Annotated in this window: 14 protein-coding genes and 1 pseudogene; 9 read left to right on the plus strand and 6 right to left on the minus strand. The window is 67.8% G+C overall.

The genetic code is table 11. The features are described from left to right. A pseudogene (locus KGM94_RS18795) lies at positions 1-186 on the plus strand (glutathione S-transferase family protein); the annotation flags it as partial. Between the two features lie 173 nt (positions 187-359). On the opposite strand, the gene KGM94_RS18800 reads toward KGM94_RS18795, so the two are convergent. Beyond that, positions 360-596 (minus strand): hypothetical protein, encoded by a 237-nt coding sequence (locus tag KGM94_RS18800; protein WP_300262683.1) that lies wholly within the window; start codon positions 594-596, stop codon positions 360-362. Here KGM94_RS18800 and KGM94_RS18805 point away from each other — a divergent pair. From KGM94_RS18805 to KGM94_RS18815, 3 genes are all read left to right on the plus strand, one after another. Further along, complete coding sequence (locus KGM94_RS18805) at positions 580-732, plus strand: hypothetical protein (RefSeq protein ID WP_300262686.1); 153 nt, start codon at positions 580-582, stop codon at positions 730-732. The genes KGM94_RS18800 and KGM94_RS18805 overlap by 17 nt on opposite strands. Before the next feature lie 116 nt (positions 733-848). Beyond that, positions 849-1304: a GNAT family N-acetyltransferase gene (locus KGM94_RS18810; RefSeq protein WP_300262689.1), complete on the plus strand. Its 456-nt coding sequence runs from the start codon at positions 849-851 to the stop codon at positions 1302-1304. Positions 1305-1316: 12 nt separating this feature from the next. Next, positions 1317-2258 (plus strand): aldo/keto reductase, encoded by a 942-nt coding sequence (locus KGM94_RS18815; RefSeq protein WP_300262692.1) that lies wholly within the window; start codon positions 1317-1319, stop codon positions 2256-2258. Positions 2259-2264: 6 nt separating this feature from the next. Here the strand turns inward: KGM94_RS18815 and KGM94_RS18820 are convergent, their stop codons facing one another. Together KGM94_RS18820 and KGM94_RS18825 are read right to left on the minus strand one after the other, a co-directional pair. Next, on the minus strand, positions 2265-3485 hold the full coding sequence (locus tag KGM94_RS18820) for a DUF1501 domain-containing protein (protein WP_300262695.1): 1221 nt from the start codon (positions 3483-3485) through the stop codon (positions 2265-2267). After that, entirely contained in the window at positions 3482-4966 is a 1485-nt protein-coding gene (locus KGM94_RS18825) for a DUF1800 family protein (protein WP_300262698.1), read from the minus strand. Before KGM94_RS18825 ends, KGM94_RS18820 begins: the two co-directional genes overlap by 4 nt. A gap of 118 nt (positions 4967-5084) precedes the next feature. Here KGM94_RS18825 and KGM94_RS18830 point away from each other — a divergent pair, with 118 nt between their 5' ends. Further along, the gene (locus KGM94_RS18830) at positions 5085-5306 is read left to right on the plus strand and encodes a cysteine-rich CWC family protein (protein ID WP_300262701.1); all 222 of its coding nucleotides are present in this window, start codon (positions 5085-5087) and stop codon (positions 5304-5306) included. Between the two features lie 179 nt (positions 5307-5485). Here KGM94_RS18830 and KGM94_RS18835 read toward each other — a convergent pair whose 3' ends face one another. The 3 genes from KGM94_RS18835 to KGM94_RS18845 form a co-directional block, all read right to left on the minus strand. Further along, entirely contained in the window at positions 5486-6193 is a 708-nt protein-coding gene (locus KGM94_RS18835; RefSeq protein ID WP_300262703.1) for a glutathione binding-like protein, read from the minus strand. Between the two features lie 125 nt (positions 6194-6318). Beyond that, positions 6319-6555, minus strand: coding sequence for a hypothetical protein (locus KGM94_RS18840; RefSeq protein ID WP_300262707.1), 237 nt, complete (start codon positions 6553-6555; stop codon positions 6319-6321). Further along, positions 6552-7331 (minus strand): sulfite exporter TauE/SafE family protein, encoded by a 780-nt coding sequence (locus KGM94_RS18845; RefSeq protein ID WP_300262711.1) that lies wholly within the window; start codon positions 7329-7331, stop codon positions 6552-6554. The genes KGM94_RS18840 and KGM94_RS18845 overlap by 4 nt, the downstream gene beginning before the upstream one ends. 205 nt (positions 7332-7536) lie before the next feature. Here KGM94_RS18845 and KGM94_RS18850 point away from each other — a divergent pair, with 205 nt between their 5' ends. The 4 genes from KGM94_RS18850 to uvrB form a co-directional block, all read left to right on the plus strand. Continuing rightward, complete coding sequence (locus tag KGM94_RS18850; RefSeq protein ID WP_300262714.1) at positions 7537-8454, plus strand: LysR substrate-binding domain-containing protein; 918 nt, start codon at positions 7537-7539, stop codon at positions 8452-8454. A 107-nt stretch (positions 8455-8561) separates the two neighbouring features. Beyond that, entirely contained in the window at positions 8562-8783 is a 222-nt protein-coding gene (locus KGM94_RS18855) for a hypothetical protein (RefSeq protein WP_300262718.1), read from the plus strand. A gap of 32 nt (positions 8784-8815) precedes the next feature. Then, on the plus strand, positions 8816-9049 hold the full coding sequence (locus KGM94_RS18860; RefSeq protein ID WP_300262721.1) for a hypothetical protein: 234 nt from the start codon (positions 8816-8818) through the stop codon (positions 9047-9049). Positions 9050-9141: 92 nt separating this feature from the next. Beyond that, the coding region (uvrB, locus tag KGM94_RS18865) for an excinuclease ABC subunit UvrB (protein ID WP_300262723.1) at positions 9142-11330 on the plus strand (2189 nt) is incomplete at its 3' end.

Consider the following 11330-nt stretch of genomic DNA (forward strand, 5'->3'; position numbering starts at 1 on the left):
CTCACCGTCGCCGACATCGCGCTCTATGGCTATACCCATCTCGCCGAGCGATGCGACTTTGATCTGGCGACCTTCCCGGCGATCCGGGCCTGGCTCGCACGGGTCGAACAAACGCCGGGCTTCGTGCCGATGGATTGGCGGCCGGCCGATATCGACAATCCGGCCAGCATCGCAGCGAGCGCCTGAGAGTCTCCGAATAGCGGGCAAAACCTTACCGCTTGCCGCGATTTCGCCATTTTCGGCGCGGCCGCCGCCGCAATATTGCCGGTTGAAATTGTGAAGTTGACTGGCGTCGCGGGTGATTCGCTCGCGCGTCGAAGGATTTAGAACATGATTCGGGCGTCCGGCACGGCGGGCTTTCAAAGCCAGCCTGCACCCGTCGCCTCTTCCGGGCTGACCAGCGCCGTCGCGGCCTCGCTCGCGGTCGCGGCCTTGTCGCTGTGCCTGATCGCCACCGTGACGGTGCTGTCCACCAGGGCGGCGATGGCATTGCCGATCTGACGCCGGCTCCGATTTCGAAAAATCCCTTTGCCGCTTTCCACGACGACCCGCGCCGCTCGGCATCGCGACAGGCCTTCGATGAAGACACCGGTCATACTGGTTGCCCTGACGCTGACCGCGGCCATTCTGGTCGCGGCTTCGCTGCTGATCCTGGTCGGAACGCGCAAGACGACCGGCTCGTCCACGCTGCAATTCCCCTCCACGGCGATGCACCGCCGCATGAACGGCTAGCTCGCGGCTGTACGGAAGCGAACGCGCGGCGATTGATCATCGCATCCTCTCTCCCGTATGAAGGACGCCGCTGCCTTGCTCGTAACGGGCTTCGTGCCCGATCGCGGAGATTCGCCATGTCTCTCACCATTCGCCCGGTCGCCCGGCAGGACTACGATCGATGGCTGCCGCTGTGGGACGGCTACAACGCCTTCTACGGCCGCTCCGGCCCGACCTCGCTCGCGCCCGAGATCACGCGCATGACCTGGCAGCGCTTCTTCGATGCCTACGAGCCGGTGCACGGCCTCGTCGCGGAGACCGACGGCCGCCTGCTCGGCATCACCAACTATCTGTTCCATCGCAGCACGACCGCGATCGAGCCGTCCTGCTACCTGCAGGACCTGTTCACCGCGGAAGCCGCCCGCGGCAAGGGCGTCGCCTCGGCGCTGATCTACGGCGTCTACGAGCGGGCGAAGGCCGCCGGTGCGCCGCGCGTCTACTGGCAGACCCATGAGACCAATCTCGCGGCGCAGCGCCTGTACGACAAGGTGGCGGAACGCTCCGGCTTCATCGTCTACCGCAAGATCTTCTGACAGGAGCCCCCAATGGAAATTCGCAATCTCGGCGCCTCCGGCCTGCGCGTCTCGGCGGTCGGCCTTGGCTGCAACAATTTCGGCCAGCGCACCGATCTCGAAACCTCGCGCAGGGTGATCCACCGCGCGATCGACCTCGGCATCACGCTGTTCGACACCGCCGACATCTATGCCGGCCAGGGCGGCTCCGAGACCGTCCTTGGCGCTGTCCTCGGCGACCGCCGCAAGGACATCGTGCTCGCGACCAAATATTCCAAGCCGATGGCGAGCGACGGCACCAAGCAGGGCGCCTCGCGCCGCTACATCATGAGCGCGGTGGAAGCGAGCCTGAAGCGGCTGAAGACCGACTGGATCGATCTCTACCAGCAGCACGATTACGACCCACTGACGCCGATGGACGAGAGCCTGCGGGCGCTCGACGACCTGATCCACCAGGGCAAGGTGCGCTACATCGGCAACTCGAACTTCCCGGCCTGGCGCATCGCGGAAGCCGAGTTCACCGCGCGCGCGATGAACGTCAACCGCTTCATCTCGTGCCAGGACGAGTACAGCCTCGTGGTGCGCGACATCGAGAAGGATCTGCTGCCGGCGGCGCAGGAGTACAGGCTCGGCCTGTTGCCGTTCTTCCCGCTGGCAAGCGGGCTCCTCACCGGCAAGTACCAGCGCGGCGCGGCGGCGCCCGCCGACACCCGCTTCGGCAAGGCGCCCGCGCTGCGCGACCGCTACGTCACGCCGCGCAACGAGGACATGGTCGAGAAACTGAAGGCGTTCGCGCAATCGCGCGGCCACACGCTGCTCGAACTCGCCTTCTCCTGGCTCGCGGCGCGCCCCCAGGTCTCGAGCGTCATCGCCGGCGCCACGCGTCCCGAGCAGGTCGAGCAGAACGTCAACGCGATCGGCTGGAAGTTCTCGGCCGAGGAGATGGCGGAGATCGACAAGATCACCAAGGGGTAACGCAAGTCAGGCGATCAGCCCCTTCATCGCTTTCGTTCCCGTGCTGTCGGGGAATACCGTCTCGGCGAGCGCGCGGTCGGAGAGGCCGAGATGGTCGGCCAGCACGCCCTTGAGCACGGCGCGCAGGTCGGTGGTCGGCTTGAGGTCACGGCCGTCATGGAGGCTTGCGGACTTCAGCGACGGCCAGTCCGAGATCACCCGCCCGCCGTTCACCGCACCGCCGGCGAGCAACGCGACCGTTGCCGTGCCGTGATCGGTCCCGTCGGTGCCGTTGATGCGCGCGGTGCGGCCGAACTCGGTGGCGACCACCACGACCGTGTCGCGCCAGCGCTCCCCCAACCCGCTTTCGAATTCGGCGAGCACGCCGTCGAGGCCGGAAAGCAGAAACGCCAGCCGCCCGACCGGGCCGCCCTCATTGGCGTGGGTGTCCCAGCCGTCGAAGGCGAGGGCTGCGATGCGCGGGCCGTCGTCTGCCGCCATCAGCTTGGCCGCGCCGCGCGCTACCAGCTTCATCTGCGCCATAGCGCTACCGGGCTTCCGCTTCATGTCGTCACCGCTTGCGGCCTTGTCGAGCTGCAGGCCCTGCGTCAGCGCGCCCGCCAGCGCCGGATCGCGGTGACGGTAGAGATCGACGAGCCGCATCGCGGTGTCCTCGTTGGCCTGCGGCAGCGCGGCCGGCGCCCAGCCGACGGTGGGCGCCGCGCCACGCAGCACCAGCGGCGTGGTGGGACCGACCGCGAGCCCGCTCGAGACTCGCTCACCGCGCGGCAGCGTTTCCAGCGCGCGGTTGAGCCAGCCGGACTGCACGCGGCCGGGACCGGCATAGCCACTCTCCAGCACGTCCTGGCCGTCGAAATGCGAGCGGTCGCGATAGGGCGTCGCGACCGCGTGGATCACCGCTGCATGCCTGTCGCGATACATGCGCGCGAATTCCGGCATCGACGGATGCAGCGCGAAGAAGGAATCAAGCATGCTGGCCGCATGCGGCCCGTCCCGCGTCAGCGCGATCGAGCCGTGCAGGCCGGCATAGTCGGGATCGCCGACCGGCGCCACGGTCGCAAGGCCGTCGAGCGCGCCGCGCAGGATCACCACGACGAGCCGCGGATCGCGGCCGCCGGCGGCGCGCGCGAATTTCGGCAAGTACGCCCAGGCCGCAAAGGAGGCGCCGCCGAGCAGCAAGGCGCGGCGCGACGTGAGGAGGCGGTTCTCGACGCAATCCATCGTCATCTCCGCTGGAATTCTGGCGACATCAGGAGCAGCGCCAGCGCCTGCTGGCGCGACTCTGCGCGCTCGATCGTTCGCCGCGTCTCGATCGAGGCCGCATCGGCCGCGGCAAACTCCAGCAGGTCGAGCGGATCGATGGTGTTGCCGAGCCGGCCGCCGATCTGCGCCGCGACGTCGAGCCTGAGCTTCATGCCCTCGGGCGCGGCCCAGGCCGCATTGCTGTCGGGGAATCCGTTCGGCCCGGCCGGCGCCCACATGGGCTGGCCGAGCAGATTGAGGCTGTTGAGATAGGGGCCGGGATCCTCCGGCACGCGCGCCAGCAGCCGGCCGCTCGCGACCAGGAATTCGTATGGCGAACGCATTTTTGTCAGCGGTGCCCGCCACGCCTCGTCGGCATCGACCAGCGTCGTCGCGAGCGCGCGCAAATCGCCGTCGGTCCTGACGAAGACCTCACGCAAGCGCGCGACCAGCGCGGGCGGCGGCTCGTCGGCGACGAAATGGCGGACGAATTTGGTGGCAATGAAGTTCGCCGTCGACGGGTGGCGCGCGAGATCGGCAAGCGCCGCCTCGCCCTGCGCGACGCCGGTCGGCTCGTAGGTCTTGCCGAGCAACAGATGCGCGCCCGGCTGATGCGCATTGGCGTTGAACACGAAGCTGCCGGGCTCGCCGAGCTGGCCCTGCCGGCCGGCAAAGGTCCAGCCCGTGATGATGCGGGCGAGCGAGGTGACGTCGGCTTGCGTGTAGCCGCCGCCGACGCCGAGCGTATGCAGCTCCATGATCTCGCGCGCGAGGTTCTCGTTAAGGCCGCGCCTGCGGTTGAGCCCGGCGCGCGAGTCCGGCCCGAGCGATTGCTGGTTGTCGAGGAAGAACAGCATTGCCGGATGCTGCTCGACCGCCTTCACCATGTCGGCGAAACGCCCGAGCACGTGCGGGCGGATCGCCTCGCGCTCGAAGGAGCCGGCCCACATTCGCGCCAGCTCGCCCTTGGCGGCCGAGATGCAGAAATGATTGGACCAGAATGCGACCAGGCGCTCGGTGAAGCCGCAATCGGCGAGCATCGCGCGCTGCAGCCGCGCCAAGGCCTCTGCACGAAAGGTCTTCTGGATCACGTTGGGCGGCTGCGGCCCCGGTCTTGCGCCCGGCGGCGCCTGGCCGGCGATATCCGTCGCGACCGTGTTGAGGGACAGGCTGCGGCGCGGAGCGCCGTCGGGTTTTGCCTCGCCCGGCGCCTGCGGCGGCGCGGCCTTCGCGGCTTCGCGCGCCTGCCTCACCTGCGCCTGATAGTCGAACACGGCGTGCGCGAGCTGCGGCGTCGATTGCAGGTTGGGCGCCTCCAGCAGCGAGCCGTTGGGGCGGCTCAGCTCGGCCTTGACGAAACCGCGCGGATCGGACGCAGCGTTACCGATGTCGCCGGAGGCGCCGCCGCGCGCGCCGAAGCCGAACCGGTTGAGCGCGACCAGCGCGGCTTGCGAATCCCGGGCCATCGGCTTGTCCGTACTTCCTTGCGAGGATCGAGGTGATTGGTATATCGGGGATCGCAGATGAACCCGGCATGAAGATGACGGCGACGCCGCGGCGCAGATCATGACAGATTCGAAACAAATGCCTTCGAAGCAACCGTCCGTGCGCCACGCGCCGTCGACCGAGCCGCCCTCGCGGCAGGTCGTCTGCTCCCGCTGCGGAACCGAATTCACCTGCGCGCTCGAAGGCCCCTGCTGGTGCTCCGAAGAAACCGCGCGCCTGCCGATGCCGAGCGACGGCGAGGACTGCCTGTGCCGCGACTGCCTGCGCAAGGCGGCGGAGGTGGCGCGAACGGCGAGGTAGTCTCATCTGCCTTGCAGATGCCGCGCGCGGCCCGCGCCACTCCGCGAAAGCGGGAAATCCATTAAGCCGCGGCCTCTCCGTATCCCACGACCGTCTCTGGAATACCGGATCGGCCGCTTTCGCGGACGATGACACCGAGCATGTCGATGTGCCCCGACACGAGTCGCCAGGCGCGCGAACTACCGCACCACGGACGCCGTCTGGCCGAACAGAATCTTGCGCTCCTCCGCGGTGCGGATCGCGGGCTTGCCGAAGTTCGGGTTGACCTCCTTGGCGAGCGCATAGGCGCGCTCGGTCGCCGGCCGCGCGCGGATGGTCTCCAGCCAGCGCTTCAGATGCGGGAAGTCGTCGATGTTCTGGCCCTGGTTGGCGTACGGCACCACCCAGGGATAGGACGCCATGTCGGCGATCGAGTAGTCGCCGGCGACGAATTCACGATCGGCGAGACGCTTGTTGAGAACGCCGTAGAGACGATTGGTCTCGTTGACATAACGGTCGATGGCGTAGGGGATCTTGTCCTGCGCGTAGTTGCGGAAGTGGTGGTTCTGGCCGGCCATGGGCCCGAGCCCCGCCATCTGCCAGAACGTCCACTGGATCGCGTCGTAGCGGCCGTAGAGATCGGCGGGCAGGAATTTTCCGGTCTTCTCGGCGAGATAGAGCAGGATCGCGCCGGACTCGAACAGCGACAGCGGTTTCGTCCCGCCTTTCGGCTCGTGATCGACGATGGCGGGAATGCGGTTGTTGGGCGCGACCGCCAGGAACTCCGGCTTGAACTGCTCGCCCTTGCCGATGTTGACCGGGAAGACCTTGTATTTCAGCCCGGTCTCCTCGAGGAACATCGTGATCTTGTGACCGTTCGGCGTCGTCCAGTAATAGAGGTCGATCATGGCTGAAATCCCGGGCTTGAGGCGAGGTCCGCGAGAAAGATGCGCAAGAAACATGCGGTTGCATGAACTTCGCGCCGAGCCCCGACCGAGTCAATGGCTCCCGCAATGACGGAGCCGTGATCGGCTCACGCGGTCCGGCCGCTGGCGCGCAGCAGCGTCGCGCCGCTCTCGGTTACCGCGATGACGAGACCGCGGCCGGCAACCGTCTCGCGCGCGACGAGGCCGCGATCGGCGGCGTCCTCCCAGATCGTCAGGCGCGGGCACGAGGTCTTCCACGTCGCGATCACCTCGGCATAGGCGCGCGGCTCGCGCGCGATCCATTCGACGAAATCGAGCACCAGCGGATCGGCGGTCTCACTCATTGCGGGCCTCCGCTGCCGATGGCCGCCAGCACCGGCGTGCGGATCAGGAGCCAGCTGGCGTAGCCGATGTAGTAGAAGGCGATGGTGGTGATCAGGCGCATCGACCAGACCACGAATTGCCGGTCGCTCATCGCCTCCAGGATCCGCCGCGCCAGCGTGGTGCCGAGCATGGAGGCGGTGATCGCGACCGCGGCGAGCGTGGGATCGAGCGTTGCGGCCTGGTCGATGATGCCGCCGAAATAGATCAGCTTGGTGAAATGACTGAAGACCTGGCAGATCGCTTTCGTCGCCACCTTCTCGCGCCGGCCGAAATCGCCGCCGAGGAAGAAGGTGTCGAGCAGCGGACCGGAGACGCCGGTCATCAGCATCAGGCCCATGCAGATCGAGCCGTAGACGGCGCCCTGCCAGACGCTGTCGGGATTGGGCTTGATGTTGGCCGGCAGCAGCCGCGCCATGAACGGGGTGACGCCGAGCAGCAGCAGCGCCACCGGCTTGTCCGGGACGTAGCGGGCGATCGACCAGGCGCCGAGCGCCAGCGCGCAGCCGATCAAATACACCGCGACCGGCCGCCAGCGAATATGCGCCCGCCACAGGAAGGCGCGCCAGCCGTTGGAGGCCATCTGCGTGATCGCATGCAGCACCATCGCGGTGGGCAGCGGCATCAAGGCCAGCAGCACGCCGATCAGGATCAGCCCGCCCGCCATGCCGAACAGGCCGGACAGGAACGCGGTCCCGACCATCAGCAATCCCAGTGCGGCGATCATCAGCGGCGTCACGAAGCGTCTCCTGCATCGGCTCTTTGCGTCAGGGACGCGAGCTGCCGGCTCTCCCTCGCCCCGCACACGGGGAGAGGCGAAGAAAGCGGCGCCTGGAAATCAGCAAATCAGCCCAGAAACTACGTCCATCCTTGTGCCGCGCTTGTCGCGGCGGCGCAAACTGAGTTATCTTGGCCTGGCATCAGTTTTCCTGAGGGTGGGCGACTTGCGGCGGCTGCTGTTTCTCAACGGCATCAAGGCATTCGAGGCGGCGGCGCGCACCGGCAGCTTTGCCGCGGCCGGCCTCGAGCTCAACGTCTCGGCGGCCGCGGTCAGCCGCATGGTGCACCTCTTGGAGGAGCGGCTCGGCGTGGCGCTGTTCGAGCGCAAGGCCAACAGGCTCGCGCTGACCGCGCCGGGCCGCGCCTATCAGAGCGGGCTGACGCCGATCTTCGACGCGCTGGCGAGCCTCACCGCGCAGGTCACCGCGCCCTCCAGCCTGCGCGTGCTGACCATCGGCGTCGGGCCGACCTTCGCGATGCGCTGGCTGATCCCGCGGCTGTCGGAGTTCCAGGCCGAGGAGCCCGACGTCGAGGTGCGCTTCACCACCGGCGGCGCCGCGGTGCCGTTCGGCGAGGACTGGAGCTGCGGCATCAAGCTCGGCACCGGCGACTGGCCGGGGCTGGTGGCGGAGCCGCTGTTCGCCGGCGACCTCACGCCGGTCTGCGTGCCCCGCCTCGCCAACGCGCTGAAGCGTCCCGCCGATCTGAAGGGACCGGGCCTGATCCGGGTCGCGCATTCGCCGGACGACTGGCCGCTCTGGCTCAAGGCCGCAAACCTCACGCGCATCAGCGCGCGCGGCCCGGAATTCCAGTTCTACGGCCAGGCACTGCAGGCCGCACTCGACGGCCTCGGCATCGCCATGGGCATCCGTCCCTATATCGACGACGATCTCGCCGCCGGCCGCCTTGTTGCGCCCTTCGACCTCTCCGTGCCCAAGGGCATGCGCTGGTATCTCGTCTACCGTAGCTTCCAGACCGAGCAGCGCGACTTCGCCGCGTTCCGGCGCTGGATCATGCGCGCCGCGGCGGAACCGGCCGCACGGCCCCGCCGCATCGGCCGCGTCGCGCTGGCGCGGACCTGAGCCTCGACCGGGCCGTCGCCGAAAAAGGTGCCTCCCATGTGAACGATTTCACAGTCGTAGCCGACGAACCGTGGTCTTTTGCTCGTCCAACAAGAATGGGGACGACAATGACGACCGTTTACGACGGCTTTGACATCGAATCGTTCGAAGCTGGCAAAGGCCTGTGGCACGCCCGCATCCGCCGCGCCGATCTGAGCCCCGTCGCCATCGACGGCGTGCTGTTTCCGGCGATGGAGGTCGGCTTCGCCTGGCCGGACCCCGCGGCCGCGATTGCGGACGCCAAGACGCATATCGACCGCTTCCGGCGGCGCATCACCAGCGACCAATAAGGACAGCCGCGACGGGCAACCGGGAAACAGCCATGGCGTATATCGAAGTCGAAGAGACCCGGCCGCTGGCGCGCTGCTACGTCCGCTCCGTGCTGTCGAACTGCCCGCACTGCAACGGCGAGCTCGCGGTGCTGCGCGTGATCGGCGGCCGCGCCGGCAACGAGTACTGGACCATGCGCTGCACGACCTGCGGCGGCATCCATCTCGACGTGCTGCAGCCCGTCGAGCCGCGCGCACAGGACGACGGCCCGCCGCCGGCGGCGTGAGGCCTCTTCCTGCTGCCACCTGATGTCAGCAGGCGGGCCGCGGGCCGGCATTCGCCCTTTCATCGCTGCCGGACTCGTCCCATATTCGCCCCATGGCGAAGAAACCTGCATCTCCCGAAAAATCCGGCAAGTCCCCCAAATCAAAGGCACCAAGTTCTCGGGCATCGAGGCCCGACGTGCAGCCGATCGGCCCGGCGCTGGCCGAACTGCTCAATCCCGCGATCAATCGCGGCGATGCCGGGATGGGATCGGGCACCGGACTGCAGCCGCCGCCGGACAATTCGCGCGACCGCCGCGCCGGCGGCGAGGCCGCCGCGCATCGCGCCCGCGCTTCGACGCCCAAGGATTTCGGCAAGGGTTTCGACGAGGCGCCGCAGGCCAATTACGGCACGGCGGCGACCGTGCCGTTCCTCGATCCGGAGCTGGCGCGCCAGCTCGGGCTGCCGACCGAGGAAGACGACGCCGAGGCGCTGGCGCGGCCGCCGCGCAGCAGGACCGAAGCGCTCGGCGTCAAGGCGACCGCGGACGCGCTGGAGGCCCTGATCCGCGAGGGCCGCCCGGAATTCCGCAAGGACGACGGCTCGATCAAGGTGTGGACGCCGCACCGTCCGCCGCGTCCGGACAAGTCCGAAGGCGGCGTGCGCTTCGAGATCAAGTCGGAGTACGAGCCCAAGGGCGACCAGCCGCAGGCGATCGCCGAGCTGGTCGAGGGCATCCAGCGCAACGACCGCACCCAGGTGCTGCTCGGCGTCACCGGCTCCGGCAAGACCTACACCATGGCCAAGGTGATCGAGGCGACGCAGCGCCCGGCACTGATCCTCGCGCCGAACAAGACGCTCGCCGCCCAGCTCTATGGCGAGTTCAAGAGCTTCTTCCCCGACAACGCGGTCGAGTACTTCGTCAGCTATTACGACTACTACCAGCCCGAAGCCTACGTTCCCCGCACCGACACCTACATCGAGAAGGACTCTTCCATCAACGAGCAGATCGACCGCATGCGCCACGCCGCGACGCGTGCGCTGCTGGAGCGCGACGACGTCATCATCGTCGCCTCGGTGTCCTGCATCTACGGTATCGGCTCGGTCGAGACCTACACCGCGATGACCTTTGCGCTGAAGAAGGGCGAGCGCATCGACCAGCGGCAATTGATCGCCGACCTCGTGGCGCTGCAGTACAAGCGCACTTCGGCCGATTTCACCCGCGGCACGTTCCGGGTGCGCGGCGACGTCATCGACATCTTCCCCGCGCACTATGAGGACCGCGCCTGGCGCGTGAACCTGTTCGGCGACACCGTGGAGAACATCGAGGAGTTCGATCCGCTCACCGGACACAAGCAGGACGAGCTCGAATTCATCAAGATCTATGCCAATTCGCACTATGTGACGCCGCGCCCGACACTGGTGCAGGCGATCAAGTCGATCAAGTCCGAATTGAAGCAGCGGCTGGACCAGCTCCACGACCAGGGGCGCCTGCTGGAGGCGCAGCGGCTGGAGCAGCGCACCACCTTCGACCTCGAGATGATGGAGGCGACCGGAAGCTGCGCCGGCATCGAGAACTATTCGCGCTATCTCACCGGGCGCCGCCCCGGCGAGCCGCCGCCGACGCTGTTCGAATATGTGCCCGACAACGCGCTGGTGTTCGCCGACGAGAGCCACGTCACCGTGCCGCAGATCGGCGGCATGTTCCGCGGCGACTTCCGCCGCAAGGCGACGCTCGCCGAATACGGCTTCCGCCTGCCCTCGTGCATGGACAACAGGCCGCTGCGCTTCGAGGAATGGGACGCGATGCGGCCGCAGTCGGTCGCGGTCTCCGCGACGCCGTCGGCGTGGGAGATCAACGAGGCCGGCGGCGTCTTCGTCGAGCAGGTGATCCGCCCGACCGGCCTGATCGATCCGCCGGTCGACATCCGCCCCGCCCGCCTCCAGGTCGACGACCTCGTCGGCGAGGTGCGGCAGGTGGCGCAGCGCGGCTACCGCTCGCTTATCACCGTGCTGACCAAGCGCATGGCCGAGGACCTGACCGAGTACCTGCACGAGCAGGGCATTCGTGTCAGGTACATGCATTCCGACATCGACACGCTCGAACGCATCGAGATCATCCGCGACCTCCGCCTCGGCGCATTCGACGCGCTGGTCGGCATCAACCTCTTGCGCGAGGGCCTCGACATTCCGGAATGCGCGCTGGTCGCCATCCTCGACGCCGACAAGGAAGGCTTCCTGCGCTCGGAGACGTCGCTGATCCAGACCATCGGCCGCGCCGCGCGCAACGTCGACGGCAAGGT

The sequence above is a fragment of the Bradyrhizobium sp. genome (assembly GCF_028868675.1).
Lineage (GTDB): Bacteria > Pseudomonadota > Alphaproteobacteria > Rhizobiales > Xanthobacteraceae > Bradyrhizobium.